Origin of the sequence: Trinickia sp. EG282A, from assembly GCF_040965455.1 — a bacterium.
Lineage (GTDB): Bacteria > Pseudomonadota > Gammaproteobacteria > Burkholderiales > Burkholderiaceae > Trinickia > Trinickia symbiotica.
This window is the reverse complement of sequence record NZ_JBFRCC010000001.1, coordinates 1,690,326-1,706,935: the sequence shown is the minus strand read 5'-3', so window position 1 is coordinate 1,706,935 and position 16,610 is coordinate 1,690,326. Positions and strand designations below refer to the sequence as shown.

14 protein-coding genes are annotated in these 16,610 nt (G+C 63.2%); 2 read left to right on the top strand and 12 right to left on the bottom strand.

Translation table 11 applies throughout. The features are described from left to right. Positions 1 to 11: 11 nt before the first annotated feature. The 8 genes from AB4Y31_RS07775 to AB4Y31_RS07740 all read right to left on the bottom strand — a co-directional run bounded on the left by AB4Y31_RS07775 (position 12) and on the right by AB4Y31_RS07740 (position 11,509). A complete protein-coding gene (locus tag AB4Y31_RS07775) occupies positions 12 to 1,706 on the bottom strand; it encodes a SpoVR family protein (RefSeq protein ID WP_018443354.1) in 1,695 nt (564 codons plus the stop codon). Further along, positions 1,703 to 2,971 (bottom strand): YeaH/YhbH family protein, encoded by a 1,269-nt coding sequence (locus AB4Y31_RS07770; protein ID WP_020566511.1) that lies wholly within the window; start codon positions 2,969 to 2,971, stop codon positions 1,703 to 1,705. The genes AB4Y31_RS07775 and AB4Y31_RS07770 overlap by 4 nt, the downstream gene beginning before the upstream one ends. Positions 2,972 to 3,103: 132 nt before the next feature. Next, entirely contained in the window at positions 3,104 to 5,026 is a 1,923-nt protein-coding gene (locus tag AB4Y31_RS07765) for a PrkA family serine protein kinase (protein WP_368673380.1), read from the bottom strand. An 846-nt stretch (positions 5,027 to 5,872) separates the two neighbouring features. Further along, complete coding sequence (locus AB4Y31_RS07760) at positions 5,873 to 6,892, bottom strand: LacI family DNA-binding transcriptional regulator (protein WP_368673379.1); 1,020 nt, start codon at positions 6,890 to 6,892, stop codon at positions 5,873 to 5,875. 124 nt (positions 6,893 to 7,016) lie between these two features. Beyond that, the gene (locus AB4Y31_RS07755; RefSeq protein ID WP_368673378.1) at positions 7,017 to 8,063 is read right to left on the bottom strand and encodes an ABC transporter permease; all 1,047 of its coding nucleotides are present in this window, start codon (positions 8,061 to 8,063) and stop codon (positions 7,017 to 7,019) included. After that, on the bottom strand, positions 8,060 to 9,646 hold the full coding sequence (locus AB4Y31_RS07750) for a sugar ABC transporter ATP-binding protein (protein ID WP_368673474.1): 1,587 nt from the start codon (positions 9,644 to 9,646) through the stop codon (positions 8,060 to 8,062). Before AB4Y31_RS07750 ends, AB4Y31_RS07755 begins: the two co-directional genes overlap by 4 nt. Positions 9,647 to 9,960: 314 nt before the next feature. After that, positions 9,961 to 10,947 carry a sugar ABC transporter substrate-binding protein gene (locus AB4Y31_RS07745; RefSeq protein WP_018443361.1) on the bottom strand — a complete coding sequence of 329 codons (987 nt, stop codon included), beginning with the start codon at positions 10,945 to 10,947 and terminating at the stop codon, positions 9,961 to 9,963. Positions 10,948 to 11,227: 280 nt separating this feature from the next. Beyond that, positions 11,228 to 11,509 (bottom strand): hypothetical protein, encoded by a 282-nt coding sequence (locus AB4Y31_RS07740; protein ID WP_018443362.1) that lies wholly within the window; start codon positions 11,507 to 11,509, stop codon positions 11,228 to 11,230. Between the two features lie 394 nt (positions 11,510 to 11,903). Here AB4Y31_RS07740 and AB4Y31_RS07735 point away from each other — a divergent pair, with 394 nt between their 5' ends. Next, positions 11,904 to 12,347: a hypothetical protein gene (locus AB4Y31_RS07735; protein ID WP_368673377.1), complete on the top strand. Its 444-nt coding sequence runs from the start codon at positions 11,904 to 11,906 to the stop codon at positions 12,345 to 12,347. 157 nt (positions 12,348 to 12,504) lie between these two features. Then, complete coding sequence (locus AB4Y31_RS07730; RefSeq protein ID WP_018443364.1) at positions 12,505 to 13,104, top strand: YSC84-related protein; 600 nt, start codon at positions 12,505 to 12,507, stop codon at positions 13,102 to 13,104. Between the two features lie 72 nt (positions 13,105 to 13,176). On the opposite strand, the gene AB4Y31_RS07725 is transcribed toward AB4Y31_RS07730, so the two are convergent. The 4 genes from AB4Y31_RS07725 to AB4Y31_RS07710 form a co-directional block, all read right to left on the bottom strand. Then, positions 13,177 to 14,244, bottom strand: a complete 1,068-nt coding sequence (locus AB4Y31_RS07725; RefSeq protein WP_368673376.1) for a glycosyltransferase family 4 protein — start codon at positions 14,242 to 14,244, stop codon at positions 13,177 to 13,179. Between the two features lie 251 nt (positions 14,245 to 14,495). Beyond that, positions 14,496 to 14,852 carry a Rap1a/Tai family immunity protein gene (locus AB4Y31_RS07720; protein WP_018443366.1) on the bottom strand — a complete coding sequence of 119 codons (357 nt, stop codon included), beginning with the start codon at positions 14,850 to 14,852 and terminating at the stop codon, positions 14,496 to 14,498. 121 nt (positions 14,853 to 14,973) lie between these two features. Next, positions 14,974 to 15,618, bottom strand: coding sequence for an ankyrin repeat domain-containing protein (locus tag AB4Y31_RS07715; protein WP_368673375.1), 645 nt, complete (start codon positions 15,616 to 15,618; stop codon positions 14,974 to 14,976). A 198-nt stretch (positions 15,619 to 15,816) separates the two neighbouring features. Then, positions 15,817 to 16,608 (bottom strand): TatD family hydrolase, encoded by a 792-nt coding sequence (locus AB4Y31_RS07710; RefSeq protein WP_368673374.1) that lies wholly within the window; start codon positions 16,606 to 16,608, stop codon positions 15,817 to 15,819. Positions 16,609 to 16,610 lie beyond the last annotated feature (2 nt).

The following is a 16,610-nucleotide window of genomic DNA, read 5'->3' as shown; positions in this document are numbered from 1 at the left end:
TCACGTACCGCTTACAGCCGCAGCGCAGGCGCCGCATACCGGCACTCGTAGCGCTTGCGGATCGTGCCGTTCTCGTCGACGCTCTCGAGATAGACGTCGAACTGCCAAAGTCGAGCCATATGCTTGAGCACTTCCTCGGTATCGTTCGACAAATGGCGGTTGTCCGTCATAAAATGCCGCAGCGTCAGGCTGCGGTCGCCGCGCGTGTTGACCGACCATACTTGAATGTTCGGCTCGCGGTGATGCATGTCGTACTGACGTGCCAGCGCGTGGCGCACGTACTGGTAGCCGCTGTCGTCGTGGATCGCGGAGACTTCCAGCGCGTCGCGCGTATCGTCGTCGAGCACGGAAAAGAGCCGCATGTCGCGGATCAAATGCGGGGACAGGTACTGCGCGATGAAGCTCTCGTCCTTGAAATTGCGCATCGCATAATGCATCGCCGGCAGCCATGGCGATCCGGCGATGTCGGGAAACCACTTGCGGTCTTCGTCCGTTGGCGATTCGCAGATGCGCCGAATGTCGCTCATCATCGAGAAGCCGAGCGCATACGGGTTGATGCCGCTGTAATAGGGCTTGGTGACGGGTGGTTGATAGATGACGTTGCTGTGCGAATGGAGGAACTCCATCATGAAGCCGTCTTCGAGAAGCCCCTGGTTGTACATCGTGTTGAGCAACGTGTAGTGCCAGAACGTCGCCCACCCCTCGTTCATCACCTGCGTCTGCCGCTGCGGATAGAAATATTGGCCGATCTTGCGCACGATGCGTATCACTTCGCGCTCCCACGGCTCCAGAAGCGGCGCATTCTTCTCGGCAAAATAAAGCAGATTCTCCTGCGGCTCGGGCGGATAGCGCTCTTCCTCCTCCGTCTCGAGCGGCCTTTCCTTCACGGGCAGCGTTCGCCATAGCTCGTTGACCTGCGATTGCAGATACGCCTCGCGTTCGCGCCTCAGCTCGGCTTCCTTCGAAAGCGAGGGCTTTTGCGGCCGCTTGTACCGGTCCACACCGTAATTCATCAGTGCATGGCACGAGTCGAGCAGCTCTTCGACGCGGTCCAAGCCGAACCGCTCCTCGCACTCCGCGATGTAATTCTTCGCGTAGACGAGGTAATCGATGATCGCGTGCGCGTCAGTCCACAGCCGGAACAGGTAGTTGCCCTTGAAAAACGAGTTGTGGCCGTATGCGGCATGCGCCATGACGAGCGCCTGCATCGTCATCGTGTTCTCTTCCATGAGGTAGGCGATGCATGGATTCGAGTTGATGACGATCTCGTAGGCAAGGCCCATCTGCCCGCGGCGGTAGCTCTTTTCGGTGGAAAGAAAGTGTTTGCCGAACGACCAGTGCCGATAGTTGACCGGCATGCCGACCGATGCATAGGCATCCATCATCTGTTCGGCACTGATGAGCTCGAGCTGGATCGGATAGACGTCGAGCTCGTACTGCTCGGCGACATGAGAAATATGCGTGTCGTATTCCTCGATCAGCTCGAAGGTCCAGTCGGACGGCCACGGCAGCGGTCTGCGGTCGGCAGCGTTCATACGAAGTTCCTTTGGGGCCACGACAGGTACGTCGGCGTGGGCTTGCGTCGGCTCGACGTCCGCTCGTTTGCCGCTTTCGCGCGGCACATTGCCGTTCTGCCCGTGTGCACCCTTACGGCGGCGCTCCGGCTGATATCCGCGCGATTCATTATGCAGGTGCTTCGTACTCATGATTGAGCCGCCTGCTTTTCGAACAGTTCCCGGAACACAGGATAGATATCGGCCGCCGCGTCCACTTTCTTCATCGCGAGATGCGGCTGCGTCATCGCGAGTTGCGCGTACTCGAGCCAGAGGTTCTGCTCTTCCGGCGCGACTTGAATATACGCGAAGTAGCGCGTTTTGGGCAGGATGTCATCGTGCAAGAGGCGCCGGCACTTGGGCGAATCATCAGTCCAATTGTCTCCGTCGGACGCCTGTGCTCCGTAAATATTCCATTCAGTGGGCGAGTAGCGCTCGTCCATGACCTTGCGCATGAGTTCGAGCGCGCTGGAGACGACCGTGCCGCCGCTCTCCGTGGAATGGAAGAAGGTGTCTTCGTCGACCTCCTCCGCACGCGTATGGTGCCGGATGAACACGACTTCGATCTTCTCGTAATTGCGCTTCAGGAATAGATAAAGCAGGATGAAGAAGCGCTTCGCCAAGTCCTTGCGCTGCTCGTCCATCGAGCCCGAAACGTCCATCAGACAGAACATGACGGCCTGGCTCGACGGCTGAGGCTGCTTGACGCGGTTGATGTAGCGCAGATCGAACGGATCGATGAACGGAATCCGCCAGATGCGTCCGCGCAAGTGATGGATGTCCTCTTCGAGGCGCTTGATTTCCTCACTGTTGTCGCCGGGCTCCAGCTTGAGCGCCTCGAGCTGGCGCTCGAGTTCGCGCAGATCGTTGACGAGCGGCGCGCCGAGCGCGATGCGCCTGCCGAGCGCGCTGCGCAGCGAGCGCACCACGTCGATGTTGTTCGGCGTGCCCTCGGCCGCCCATCCGGCACGGATGTTCTTCCATGTCGGCACGGCGAGCAGATGCGTCTTCACGAGCCGCGGCAGCTCGAGATCGTCGAAGAAATACTGCATGAACTCTTCGCGCGAGAGCTCGAAGACGAAGTCGTCCTGCCCTTCTCCTTCGTTGCTGGCCTGACTTCCCCCACCGCCGGAGCCGCCGTTCGGTCGTGGAATCTTGTCGCCGCGGATGTAATCCTCGTTGCCCGGATGCACGAGCTCGCGCTTGCCGCCGGGCCCATGGCGGAACATCGGTTCGGCAATGTCCTTACGCGGAATGGTGATGCTCTGCGTGCTTTGGATGTCCTTGATACTGCGGTCGCGCACCGCCTCGGACACGGCACGCCGAATGTAATTCTTTACGCGGCGCAGGAAGCGCTCGCGATTCGCAATGCTCTTGTTCTTCCCTGCCAACCTGCGGTCGATGATTTGGTGAAGCACATCCAGTCTCCCGCTTTTCGTTGCCTGAAACGACGCGACGAGACAATGCGCAGGTGTCGTGCCCGCGCATCCCGCGCATCGCGGAGCGCTCGCCCGGCCAACGCCAGCCAGGCGAGCGCGCTGCCTTTTACTTTACGACGACTTGCGTACCCGCAAGTACCAATCGCAGAGCAGGCGTACTTGCTTCGGCGTGTAACCTTTCGCAACCATCCGATTGACGAAATCTTCGTGCTTGCGCTGTTCCTCCGCCGACCCTTTGGCATTGAAGGAAATCACCGGCAACAGTTCCTCCGTGTTCGAGAACATCTTCTTTTCGATCACGACGCGCAGCTTCTCGTAGCTGATCCAAGCCGGGTTCTTGCCGCCGTTCGCCGCCCTCGCCCGCAGCACGAAATTGACGATCTCGTTGCGGAAATCCTTCGGGTTGCTGATGCCGGCCGGCTTCTCGATCTTTTCGAGCTCCGCATTGAGCGCGGCGCGGTCGAAGCTCTCTCCCGTGTCGTGATCGCGGAACTCCTGATCCTGGATCCAGAAGTCGGCATAGGTGACGTAGCGATCGAAGATGTTTTGACCGTATTCCGAATACGACTCCAGATAAGCAGTCTGAATCTCCTTGCCGATGAACTCCGCGTAGCGCGAAGCCAGCAGGTCCTTCACGAAGGACAGGTATTTCTGCTCCGTTTCGGGCGGGAACTGCTCGCGTTCGATCTGCTGCTCGAGCACATACATCAGGTGCACCGGGTTCGCCGCGACTTCGGTCGAATCGAAGTTGAACACGCGCGACAGGATCTTGAACGCGAACCGCGTCGAGACGCCCGTCATGCCTTCGTCCACGCCGGCATAGTCGCGGTATTCCTGATACGACTTCGCCTTGGGATCGGTATCCTTCAGGTTTTCCCCGTCGTAGACCTGCATCTTCGAGAACAGGTTCGAGTTCTCCGGTTCCTGCAGACGGGTAAGCACCGAGAACTGCGACATCATCTTCAGTGTGCCCGGCGCGCAGACGGCGTCGGCCAGCGACGAATTGCGGATCAGCTTCTCGTAGATCTTGATCTCTTCGGACACACGCAGGCAGTACGGCACCTTCACGACGAAGATCCGGTCGAGCAACGCCTCGTTGTTGCGGTTGTTCTTGAACGCCTTCCATTCCGACTCGTTCGAGTGCGCGAGGATGATGCCGTCGAACGGTATCGCGCCGAAGCCTTCCGTGCCCTTGAAGTTGCCTTCCTGCGTCGCGGTGAGCAGCGGGTGCAGCACCTTGATCGGGGCCTTGAACATTTCGACGAACTCGAGCAGGCCCTGATTGGCGAGGCAAAGGCCGCCTGAGTAGCTGTAGGCGTCCGCATCGTCTTGCGCGTACTGCTCGAGCTTGCGAATGTCGACCTTGCCGACGAGCGACGAAATGTCCTGATTGTTTTCGTCGCCAGGCTCTGTCTTTGCAATGCCGATCTGGCGCAGGATCGACGGGTAGCGGCGCACCACGCGGAACTTGCGGATGTCGCCGTTGTACTCGTGCAGGCGCTTGACGGCCCACGGGCTCAGGATGCTCTTCAGGTAGCGCCGCGGAATGCCGTACTGATCCTCGAGGATCGGGCCGTCTTCGTCGTAGTCGAAGAGGCCGAGCGGCGATTCGTTGACGGGCGACCCTTTGATGGCATAGAACGGCACACGCTCCATGAGCTGCTTCAGTCGCTCTGCGATCGACGACTTGCCGCCCCCCACGGGACCCAGCAGATAGAGAATTTGCTTTTTCTCTTCGAGCCCTTGCGCCGCGTGGCGGAAGTACGAGACGACCTGCTCGATCACGTCTTCCATTCCGTAGAACTCGCGGAACGCGGGGTACACCTTGATGACCTTGTTCGCGAAGATTCGCGACAGGCGAGGCTCGTTGCGGGTGTCGATCTGCTCCGGATCGCCGATGGCCGCTAACATCCGTTCGGCAGCTGTGGCATATGCTGCGGGGTTTTCTTTGCAGAGCGCGAGATACTCCTCGAGCGAGAACTCTTCTTCTCGCGTCTTTTCGAAGCGGTTCGCGAAGCTGCTGTAAATATCCATGCTACCTCCTCGCCCAAGTCTGCGGTCGATGCCGTTCACGGAACCCTATACCGAGACGACCTCGCTCGATTTCATCCTAAACCCTTTTAAATTATTTTTCACGGCTTGCGTTGTTCACGTGACTCCCATCTTGGAGATACGGCGACAGTCGCCTACAATCTTCGTCCGCGCTGCGAGGGAAGCTCGTTGCGTGCCATACGCCAAGCTCCAAGCACATCGTAGTGCCTCGAAGCGCAAGCGCGCACACCGCGACCTTGGTCTCTCGTACGTTGGCGAACCGATCAAGGGGCATCTTTGCTCTCAAAGCGTGCATCTCCCAAATAGCGGTCTTTCTGCTGCGCGGCGCCCTTGTATGCGGCCGCCCGGATTCGCGTCGCGGCCGACGTGCCGCTTTCTTCGCCGCGTCATCGCTCCTACCGTACGTATACGTGCTGGGTGGCCTGTGCGACGACATTCGTACGCGACCGTTACAACTTTTTTTCGAGGGACAGGCGTCGACTGCTCGGCAAAGCCACACACAGTATGTGTGTGCGCGTTCGGCCCCTAATTCAAGTCGCGCGTGAATGGACGCAGCCTGCGACGGTGCGGGGCGGTAACGCGTGGCGCTTTGCATCGATTCGCGCCAGATCGTCTTCTCGAGCAAAAGCAAAAAGAAGAAGCTCGGCGAGGAGAGTCTCTGCGGGGGATCGGTTTGGATGGGGAGCACGTGCGTCGCCTCCGGTGCAACATTCGCGGCGCACATGCGTCGTTCATACCGTGTTTAACGGCGTTGTCATCGGTGCGCTTAAGGCATTTCGTGTCCTGAGCCCCCCGAGGAAACCCGCGCCTCGGGGGCGCTACGCGCCGTCATGCATCGAGCGCGACGCTCATGCAGACGGCCGTCGACTCGCGCAGCACCAGGCGTGGCGTGATGACGCGCCGGCGCGTCGGCCCGGTGAGTTCGCCGCAGATGCGCTCGATCAGCATCTTGGCCGCCGCCTCGCCCAGCGCGCGCACCGATTGGCCGACGGTCGAAAGCGCCGGATAGGTGTAGCCGCTCAACTCGATGTCGTCGAAGCCGATGATCGAGCACTGCTCCGGCACGCGAATGCCCCGCACGGCCGCGACGCGCAGCGCGCCGATTCCCATCATGTCGTTGCAAGCGAAGATGGCGGTCGGCTTGACCGTATCGAAGAGCTTTCCCGCCGCTTCCTGCCCGCCGCCGGCCGAAAAATCGCTTTCCACGATCGCACTCGGCTCGATTTCGATGCCGCGTTCCGCCATGGCCCGGATGAAGCCGTGCACGCGCATGGCGCTGACCGCCGTCGTCACCGGCCCGGTAATGCATCCGATCCTGACGTGTCCGAGCTCGAGCAGATGCCGCGTCGCCAGATAGGCGCCGCGCTCGTGATCGATCTGAACCAGGTCGGCGGCGAGGCCCTCGATGTTGCGATCGACGACGACGAGCGGCTCGCGCGCGTCCGCGAGGCTTTCCGCCAGCACCGCATCGTCCCCGGCGGACGCCACAATGATTCCGTCCGTGCGCTTTTCCTGCAGCACGCGCAGGTAGTTGCGCTGCTTGGCCGGCTCGTCGTCGGAATTGCAGAAGAACATGCAATAGCCCGCGCGCGCGCAGCCATCCTCGATGCCGCGCGCGAGCTCGGCAAAGTAAGGATTGGTGCTGTTCGGCACGACGAGCCCGATCGTCGCCGTCGAGCGCGCCTTCAATGAGCGCGCCACCGCCGACGGCACGTAGTTGAGCTGGCGGATGGCGCGCTCGACTTTCGCGCGCACGTCGGCCGATACCGGCCGCGTGTTGTTGACCACGTGCGATACCGTCGTGAACGACACACCAGCCATGGCTGCCACATCCTTGATCGTCGCCATAACCCGTTTCTCTCTCGCTTGTTTTTCTTGACCGGCGCAACGATGGCCGGCAACCCCGATTGTGCTTGTTTCTTCCGTCTTTGTCCGCCACGTTCCCCGCGTGGCGGGCAAAGACGCCTTTCCATCAACCGCGCTTGCGCCGGCTGCGGTAGGTGTCGAGCACGACCGCGACGACGATCACGGCGCCCGTGATGATCCGCTTGGTCGGCTCGTTCGCGCCGATCTGCGCAAGCCCCGCCGCCAGCACCGAGATGATCAGCACGCCGAAGAAAGTGCTGATCACGGATCCGCGGCCGCCCATCAGGCTCGTGCCGCCGATCACGACTGCCGCGATGACCTGCAGCTCGAGCCCGACGCCGGCATTCGGATCGGCTGCCTCGAGGCGCGACACCTGAAAAAGCGCCGCCAGCCCCGAAAGCGCGCCCATCAGGGCGAACACGGCGACCTTGTAAGGTCGCGGATCGACGCCCGCCAGCCGCACGGCCTCCTCGTTCGTGCCGATGCCGACGAGATGGCGGCCGAACACGGTGCGCGTCAGCGCGAGCTGAGCGACGATCATGACGGCCACCGCGAGCAGGAACGCGGGAGAGATCCCCACCGCGATCGGATTCGACAGGAAATCGAACGCATCGCCGATATAGGCGGTGCGCGAATTCGTCATCTGATAGGCCAGCCCGCGCGCCGCCTCGAGCACGCCGAGCGAGACGATGAACGAGGGAATGCGCCAACCGACTGTCACGCCACCTGTGATCGCCCCGGTCAGCGCCGCCGCCGCCATGCCGACGACCGCCGCCGGCAGTGCCGCCCATCCCCATTTGAGCGAAGCCACGCTCACGACCGAGGCCGCGAGGGCGAGCACCGAGCCGACGGACAAGTCGATTCCCGCGATGATCAGCACGAAGGTCATGCCGACCGACATGACGACCAGGTCAGGGATCTGGTTGGCGATCGTACTGAACGTTTCATACGTCAGGAAATGCGAGCTCAACAGCGAGAACAGCGCGATCATCGCAAAGAGCGCACCGGCGAGCCCAAGATAGTTCGAAAAGCCGAGCCGCGTGCCGGTCGGCCGCGCGCTCGCCGCTTCAGTCAGGAGCCCGGCCGCGGTTTCTTGCCGCATGCGGGACGGTTCGGCCTGCGCGCCGTCGGGGCGCGCCGATTGTTCGGTCATGACGGTCTCCGTGCGTTCAACGCGTTGGCGGGCGCTTGCGGCGCGCCCCCATTGCCCAGATGTCCGGCGAAAGCCGCCGCGAGCAGCGCATCCTGTGTCCAGCCGTCACGCTCGAAGATGCCGGTGAGACGTCCGGCCGACATCACGGCGATGCGGTCGCAAATCAGCATCAGCTCGCGCAGGTCGCTCGAGACGACGACGAGTGCGCGTCGTTCGCGCGAAAGCGCTCCCATCAGCCCGTAGATGTCGAACTTGGCGCCTACGTCGATGCCGCGCGTCGGCTCGTCGAAGAGCAGGACGTCCGCGTCGCGCGCGAGCCACCGGCCGATCACCACCTTCTGCTGGTTCCCGCCCGAGAGCTCGGCGACCGGCTGCGCGGGCCCCGCGGCACGCACGCGCAACGCTTCCATTTGACGCCGCGCAAGTGCGGTCTCTCGGCGCCCGTCGATGAGTCCCCAACTCGCCACGCTCGTCGTATTGCCGAGCGACACATTCGCGGCGATCGAGTGCGGCAGCAGCAGGCCCTCGCCTTTTCGGTCCTCGGTAATGAGGACGATGCCGTGCCGGACCGCATCGGCGGGCGAGCCGATGCGCACGGGCATGGGAGGTCGGCCGACCGACACGGTGCCGCGATCGGCGGTGTCGGCGCCGTAGATGAGCCGCATCAATTCGGTGCGACCGGCTCCGATCAACCCGCTCACGCCAAAGATTTCACCCTCGCGCACCTCGAACGACACGTCGCGGACGACGTCGCCGCGCCCGAGCCCTTCGACCCTGAGCAGCGGCGCGCCGAGCTTGCGAACGCCCAACTCGATGCGCTCGCCGATCTCGCGTCCCACCATCTTCGTCACCAGCCGGTCGGTCGTGACGTCGGCCATCGCTCCCGCGTGGACGAGCCGACCGTCGCGCAATACGGCTACACGCTCGGCAATCCGCGCAAGCTCCTCCAGCCTGTGTGAAATGTAGACGACCGCGACGCCGCTTGCCTTCAATCGCTCGATCTGCTCGAACAGCAGGTCGACCTCGCGCGCGGTCAGCATCGCGGTCGGCTCGTCGAAAATCAGTACGCGCGTCTCGCCGATCAGGTTGCGCGCGATCTCGACCATCTGCTGATGGCCGATGCCGAGGGAGCTGACCGGCGTGCCGGGGTCGATCGTGTCGAGTCCTACTCGCGCCATCGCGGCGCGCGCGTCGTCGGCAAGCCGACGGCGATCGACCCAGCCCAGCGCACGCGGTCCGCGCCGCGGCAGGCAATCGAAAAAGAGGTTCTCGGCCACCGACAGCGTCGGCAGCAGGTTCAACTCCTGCATCACCATGCGCACGCCGAGCGCTTCGGCTTGCTGGCGGCTCGCCGGCGCATAGGGCCGGCCGCCCAGGCGCATCGTGCCCGTGGTCGGCGTCACCAGCCCGCCTACGATCTTGGACAGCGTGCTTTTGCCGGCGCCGTTCTCCCCGGTCAGGGCGAGCACCTCGCCCGCATGAAGCGCGAGCGTCACGTCGGCGAGAACGGGCTCGGCGTAGGTTTTGCCGATGCCGATCACTTCGAGCACTGCGTTCGTTTCGTCGTGGTCGATCGAATCCATCATCCGTGTTCTCGAGGCCGCCGTGGTCGCCGGCGACATCGCGCGTCGCGCTGCCGCATGACTTGCTCGGTCCCGGGTTGGGCCGGCCAAAGTGAGCGCGTCCGGTTCGCGCCCCTCCGGCCCTATACAACGCTAACGGCAGTGGCGGGCATTTCTTGAGTCAATTGGCTGACGAATTCGGCGCGGCGTCGCGAATCCGCCGGAACGCTTCCCTAACTCAGATGGCGGAGTTGGGCTGGGCAGCGACCGCGGCCCCCGCCCTGCCGCGTGCCGGGCGAGGCCGCGCCGCGCCGGCCGCAACTCCCTCCGGGCGATTACTTCGAGGCCGTCTGCGTACCCGCCTTCGTCACCAGGTCGACCGGTGTCTCGACGACTTGTGACAGCTCGGACTGCTTCTTGTGCTCCTGGATCGCCTTCAGCGCGACGTCGATTCCGAATACGGCTTGCTTGGCCGCGTACTGATCCGCTGTCGCGAGCACTCGGCCGTCCTTGAGCATCGGCTTGATCGCGCCGATGTTGTCGTAGCCGACCACGTAGACCTTGCCCTGCTTGCCGGCCGCGCGCACGGCCGAGACGGCGCCGATCGCCATATTGTCGTTGCCGCAGAGCAGCGCCTTCAAGTTCGGATATTGATTCAGCATCGCGGAGGCGATCGCATTGCCCTTGTCGATTTCCCACTCGCCGGACTGGACCGAATCGATCTTCGCGCCGACCTTCTGCATCGCGGCCTTGAAGCCGGCCGTGCGCTGTTGCGCGTTCGTCGTCGTCGAGACGCCCTCGATGATGCCGACTTCGTCGCCGGCCTTCAGCTTCTTCGCGAGATAGTCGCCCACCTCCTCCGCGCCTTTCGCGTTGTCCGGACCGACGAACGGTACGTTCAGATCCTTCGATTTCAGCACGTCCGGATCGAGCCGGTTGTCGATATTGACGACGATGATGCCGGCATCGACCGCCTTTTTGACGACGGGCACGAGCGCCTTCGAATCCGCCGGCGCGAGCACGATCGCATCGACGTGCGAATTGATCATCTGCTCGACGATGTTGATTTGCGCCGCCGTGTCGGTTTCGTTCTTGATGCCGTTCGTGATCAGATCGAACTTGCTGGAATTGTGCTTCTGATAGTCCTTCGCGCCGGTCTCCATCGTGAGGAAGAATTCGTTGGCAAGCGATTTCATCACGAGTGCGACCTTGGGCTTCTTCGCCGCCTGCGCCACGGCCTCGGTCGTGCCGAGCGGCGTGAGCGCGACGGCGAAGAGGGTCGCGGCGGCGGCAATGAAGCGGCGACGGGTGCGATCATTCATGAGGTTCTCCTTTTCCTTTTATTCGGGCTCGCGAGAGCCGCGGTTTTTGATTCGGACGCCGGCGGGAAACGTTTGCGGCTGCGCTAAGTGAGCCAGGCGCCGAGCCCGGCGCGCATCGACAGGCGCGATCCGGCCCGCCTATGCTGTACCGTTTTAGCAGCGTACGCAAGGAGAGTTGAATTGGCATCGGTCGGGGGTTTCCCTGACCGAAGCCCGAAGAAGACATGCACGAGTCGCCGAGCCCTGCCGCGGATTCGACTCAATGAGAATGAGGCGGCCCCTAGAGCTTATCGACCGAAGACCCGTCGATCTTCCCGTCGATGATGTCACGGGCGTATTGCAGACCGATCTTGTGTGCCTCCAGCTGGTCGTCGAGCGGATCGTGTTCGGGAACACCGAACATTTCGGCCTTCGCGCGCTCGCCGCGCGACTTGCGCGCGATCGTCACGACGATGTCGAAGCGACGCGGCGCGTCGGCCGGCTGGTCGGGCTCCTTGGCCCGCCGCAACGCTTGAACGCCGATCGCGTATCCCTTGTACTGCTCGGTGAACGGCTCCAACATAGCTTGAACCCCCGGTGCCACAGCACGAATAGGAATGGTTCGGCGCAAAGAAGCGGTCGAGCGCCATCGGCTTCGCCCCGGCCCGCGCGCGCCGCGTGGTAGGCGGGCCGGTTGGGCAGATGCAAGACCCGTTCCCTCCCCGAAGGGCAACCGGCACGGCTTACCGCCTTCGCGTCAGCCGCAAGTGCCCGCGCGCGAACGGCGGAGGTCGGTGCGTCAAATGCCGGAAACATTGAAGAATTTACCGGTTCGTCGGCATTGCCTCCCCATGGCCGCGACGATTCGTCGCATTTCTTCTATGATGGCTGCCAAGACGGCCGCTTTCCCAATCGAAAATAGAAACGCCAAGGGCCGCCCTCTCGTCGTCGATGCGCAATGCATAGCGGAGGCAGGAATGGCATGGAGACACAACCGGTGGGTCAAGCGCTGGATCGTCACGATCCTCGTTTGGGCCGTGCCGGTGACGATCGTCGCGGTTCACGAAATCCGCGAGGAAATGAGCTACAACATCGTCGATCGCGACCGCGCGCTGACGACGTGGGAATTCACCGACGGGCAGCGGGCGGCAGGCGCTCCCGCACGCTGTCATGGCACGCCCGACGAGGCGCGCGCGGCCGGTTGTCCGGCGGACGTCCTCGCGGCCAACGCGCCGCGCCATCAAGCGGCGATCGACGAGTACGTGCTGAGGCGGGAGACGCTCGTGAGCTATCTCTGGCACGCGTTCGTCGGCTACTGGGTCGTGCCGGCGGCGTTTCTCTTCGCGCTGGGACTCGTCATCGCGGGGATTCGACGCGCGCTGAGGCGGCCGCCGATTCCGAAGAGCCCCGCACACCACTGAGCCGAATTCGGGACAGGTCCAGGCATGGCCTGTGCTTCGCCCTCCTTCGTCAGCGCTTCTTTCGCGCGAGCGGGAAGGCGTGACTAATGGAATGCGTTCCGACTATCGTCCAGACCTGCCGTTGCAGGTTTGACCGACGGATCCCACGGAGAGAGCCATGCAAAAAGGAAGTTTCGTACTGAAGGCGGCGGGTGCCGTCGTGGCCGGCAGCCTGGTGCTCGCGGGCTGTACGGCAACCACCAATAAGGGCAATCCGGTGGGCGAAAGCCCCGGCAGCAATGCGTCCAAGCGCCAGGACATCAATGCGGGCGTCGATGCCACGCTCTCGCGCATGTATGCGCAAGTGCCCGGCTCCCGCGAGCTCGTCTCTCGTGCCCGCGGCGTCCTCGTGTTCCCCCGCGTCCTCCAGGCCGGGTTCGTCGTCGGGGGCGAATATGGCGAGGGCGCGCTGCGTACGGGCGGGACGACTTACGCCTACTACAACCTCGTTTCCGGCTCGTTCGGCCTGCAGGCCGGCGCGCAATCGAAGGCCGTCGTCTTCCTCTTCATGACGGACGATGCGCTGAAATCGTTCGAGTCGCGCCAAGGCTGGTCAGCGGGCGGCGATGCGTCGGTTGCGCTGCTGAAGATGGGCGCCAACGGGGCCGTCGATACGACGTCGGCGACGAAGCCGGTCCAGGTCATCGTCCTGACGAATGCAGGCCTCATGGCCGACCTCTCACTGCAAGGCATGAAAATCACGCGCATGAACATCTGATGCGCGTGCTCATCGCGCGGCGCGCAGGCGCCGCGCGCCTTTCCTGCTTCCCTACCCGCCGGCGCCGCGGCCTCAGGTCGAGGCCGAATCGATCACTTTGAAGCGCGAGCGCTTCTGCGCGCGAATCACCGTCTGATAGGCGGCGAGATACTGCCTCGCCATGTGATGCGAGGTGAAGCGCTCTTCGAAGCGCCTGCGCACGCCTTCGCGCGGCAGCGTGTGGAGCCGGTTGACGGCCGCCACCGCGCTGATTTCATCTTCCACGATGAAGCCCGACACCCCCTCGTCGACGACCTCGGGCACCGAGCCGCGGTTGAACGCGATGACGGGCGTGCCGCAGGCCATCGCCTCGATCATGACGAGCCCGAACGGCTCGGGCCAATCGACGGGAAAAAGAAGCGCGTGCGCGCCCGACAGGAATTCGGCCTTCTGATCGTCGGCGATTTCGCCGATGTACTCGACGTGAGGCAAGTCGAAAAGCGGCTTGATTTCACGGTCGAAGTACTCCCGATCGGCAGCGTCGATCTTGGCCGCGATGCGGATCGGCAAACCGCAATGGGCGGCGATGCGAATCGCGATATCGACGCGCTTTTCGGGCGAGATGCGGCCGAGAAACGCAAGATACCTTTGCTCCGTCGGCTGCGGCTGATAAAGCCGCTCAGGCAGGCCGTGATAGACGGTCGTCAGCCATTTCGCCTGCGGCAACGGATGACGCTGCGCGTTCGAGATCGAAATGACGGGCGCCGTGTTGAACGTATCGAAGACCGGCTGCTGTTCCGGCAAGTCGAGCCGCCCGTGTAGCGTCGTGACGAACGGCGTTTCCTGCCGCTTGAACAACGAAAACGAGTAGTAATCCATGTGGAAGTGCAACACGTCGAACTCTTCGGCACGGCGGCGCACGAGCTCCATCAGCAGCATGTGCGGCGCCACGCGGTCGCGGATCGCGGGATCGAGACGCAGCGCGCGCGGCCAGACCGCTTCCAGCTTGGCGGTGGTCTTCGAATCGCCGCTTGCGAAGAGCGTGACCTCATGACCGAGTTCGACGAGCGCCTCGGTGATGTAGGAGACGACGCGCTCCGTGCCGCCGTAGAGCCGCGGCGGCACCGATTCGGTGAGCGGTGCGATCTGCGCTATTTTCATTGCCTGCACTCCATGCGAACGAGGTTGGTTCGCCGATACGGCAAACATTTGATGGCGCCAAACATGGGATGGCGCAACCGTCGCGAGCGGGGAGCGGGCCACGGGTTTCGTGAGCCCCACCCGCCGTCCGCGGCGCCCTGACCTCCATTATTCCGTACGGCTCCCGCAAGCAAATGCACCTTTTCACTTACTCCCGGCTGTTACAGTCGAGAAACAATCGGCAGCATTCGAATTTGAGGGTGCGTCCCGCGTCAGTCGCGTCCCTTGCAGGGATAGGCTTTGCCGAGACCCAGTGAGACGACCGTGCTCGCGTTGTAATCGCCGGCCCGCGGGTCCTCCGCCACGTACTTGCGGATGGCGTCGACGAGCGATTGGGGCGTTGTCTTCGGCGGCAGGCAGAAGTACTGACCGACCCGGGGGCCCGTGGTGCCGCCGATCGCGTCGATCGTGTTGTAGACACCGTCGGCCGCGCCCTGGACATAGCCTTTGCAGGCATTGCGCGAAGCGACGTCCGTCTGAGCGCATAGCTTAGTGAGTTGCGCTCCTGTGAACGCGAGGGCCGAAATCGGCGCGGCAAGCGCACTGAGGCATATCAAAGCCCGCAACATGGTTTTCCTTTTCTCGGAGCGATGAACGTGCGGCCACCTCAGCCCGGCGGAAGGCCCGAGCCCCGCGCCGCGTGCCCGCCGGGGACACCGTGACGGCACGGCAGTCGCCGCGCCAGGACGCTCATTTTGCACTGTTTTGCCCCGCGGCAGGCACCCCACTCGATGCCGCCTGCTCTCGCGCGAACATGTCCTGAAGCGCCGCGGTGGCATCCTTGGCTTGATAGCGCTTGGCAAAATCGAGCGCCGTCATGCCGATCTGGTTCTTCAGCTTGGCATCGGCCCCGCCGTCGAGCAGTACCTTCATCGTCGTCACGTGATTGCCGCGCGCCGCCATCATCAGCGGCGTCGTGCCGTTCGGCGACGCGGCGTCGATATAGGCGGAATTGTCGATCAGCAGCTTCGCGATGTCGTCGTGACCGTTCGCGGCGGCATAGTGCAGCGGCGCCCAGCCTTTCTTGTTGATTTCCGCGCCCTTGGCGATGAGCAGCTTCACGAGATCGGTGTCGCCGTTCAGCGCGGCCAGCATCATCGCGTTCTCGTCGTGGGCGTCGAGCTTCTCGATATCGGTGTTCGGGTTGTCGATGAGCAGCTTGGCGACGTTGTCCGATTTCTCGCGCGCCGCGAGCACGAGGAGCGGCATGCCTTCGTCGTCGGTCGTATTGGGATCCATGCCGCGCTTGAGCAGCTTCGTCACGGCCGAGACATCGTCGAACTTGACCGCCTTGATGATCGCGTCCTTATCCGTCGCATGAGCTTGGCCCGCCATCGTCAGAGCCAGAATCGGGGCCGCGCAAGCCATCAACAGGCGGCGCAGGCTCGATGCCCTCCCCGACCGTTGATTCTGCCGCAGCGGGGCGGTTACTCCGAAGCGCGATATAGCCGAAACCATCGTAAGCGTGTTTATCTGCACCATCTTTTCCTTTCAATTGCCTGACGACAGGCGTCGAGTGTCGAGTGTCGAGGATCAGGCCGCGCGGGGCGCCGCCTCGGCGAAGAGCCGGAAGAAATTGCCCGTCGTCGCCGCACCGAGTTCCGCCTCGGGCATCGCGCGAAGCTGCGCGATGAAGCGTCCGACATGGCTGACGTACGCAGGTTCATTGGACTTGCCCCGGTGAGGCACCGGAGCGAGATATGGCGAATCGGTTTCGATGAGCAGCCGCTCGAGCGGAACACGGCGCGCGACGTCCTGCACGTCGAGCGCGTTTTTGAACGTGACGATGCCCGAGAGCGAAATATGGAAGTTCTGCGCAAGCGCGCGCTCGGCGATGGGCCATGGCTCGGTGAAGCAATGCATGACGCCGCCGGGCTCGTGCGCATGCTCTTCGGCCATGATGCGCAAGGTATCGTCGGCCGATGCGCGCGTATGGACGATGAGCGGCTTTTGCGTCGCGCGCGCCGCGCGAATGTGCGTGCGAAAACGCTCGCGCTGCCATTCCATGTCGGCGATCGAACGCCCTTCCAGACGGTAATAGTCGAGGCCCGTCTCGCCGATGGCGACGACTTTCGGATGTTCGGCCAGCTCGACGAGCTCGGCCACGGTCGGCTCGCGCGCGTCTTCATGGTCTGGGTGCACGCCGACGGAAGCGAAGACGTTTTCGTATTCGGCCGCGATCGCGAGCACCGAGGGCAGCGTCTCCAGATCGACGCTCACGCAAAGCGCATGCGTCACTTGATGCGCCTTCATGTTCTCGAGCACCTGCGGCAGGCGGTCGCCGAGGCCCTCGAAATTGATGTGGCAGTGGGAATCGACAAACATCG

What these genes read in the sequence shown, in the direction of transcription:
- AB4Y31_RS07710 (WP_368673374.1), bottom strand. Translation starts at nt 16,608, where the DNA reads ATGTTTGTCGATTCCCACTGCCACATCAATTTCGAGGGCCTCGGCGAC.
- AB4Y31_RS07715 (WP_368673375.1), bottom strand. Translation starts at nt 15,618, where the DNA reads ATGGCGGGCCAAGCTCATGCGACGGATAAGGACGCGATCATCAAGGCG.
- AB4Y31_RS07735 (WP_368673377.1), top strand. Translation starts at nt 11,904, where the DNA reads ATGGCATGGAGACACAACCGGTGGGTCAAGCGCTGGATCGTCACGATC.
- AB4Y31_RS07725 (WP_368673376.1), bottom strand. Translation starts at nt 14,244, where the DNA reads ATGAAAATAGCGCAGATCGCACCGCTCACCGAATCGGTGCCGCCGCGG.
- AB4Y31_RS07760 (WP_368673379.1), bottom strand. Translation starts at nt 6,892, where the DNA reads ATGGCGACGATCAAGGATGTGGCAGCCATGGCTGGTGTGTCGTTCACG.
- AB4Y31_RS07740 (WP_018443362.1), bottom strand. Translation starts at nt 11,509, where the DNA reads ATGTTGGAGCCGTTCACCGAGCAGTACAAGGGATACGCGATCGGCGTT.
- AB4Y31_RS07720 (WP_018443366.1), bottom strand. Translation starts at nt 14,852, where the DNA reads ATGTTGCGGGCTTTGATATGCCTCAGTGCGCTTGCCGCGCCGATTTCG.
- AB4Y31_RS07765 (WP_368673380.1), bottom strand. Translation starts at nt 5,026, where the DNA reads ATGGATATTTACAGCAGCTTCGCGAACCGCTTCGAAAAGACGCGAGAA.
- AB4Y31_RS07730 (WP_018443364.1), top strand. Translation starts at nt 12,505, where the DNA reads ATGCAAAAAGGAAGTTTCGTACTGAAGGCGGCGGGTGCCGTCGTGGCC.
- AB4Y31_RS07750 (WP_368673474.1), bottom strand. Translation starts at nt 9,646, where the DNA reads ATGGATTCGATCGACCACGACGAAACGAACGCAGTGCTCGAAGTGATC.
- AB4Y31_RS07775 (WP_018443354.1), bottom strand. Translation starts at nt 1,706, where the DNA reads ATGAGTACGAAGCACCTGCATAATGAATCGCGCGGATATCAGCCGGAG.
- AB4Y31_RS07755 (WP_368673378.1), bottom strand. Translation starts at nt 8,063, where the DNA reads ATGACCGAACAATCGGCGCGCCCCGACGGCGCGCAGGCCGAACCGTCC.
- AB4Y31_RS07745 (WP_018443361.1), bottom strand. Translation starts at nt 10,947, where the DNA reads ATGAATGATCGCACCCGTCGCCGCTTCATTGCCGCCGCCGCGACCCTC.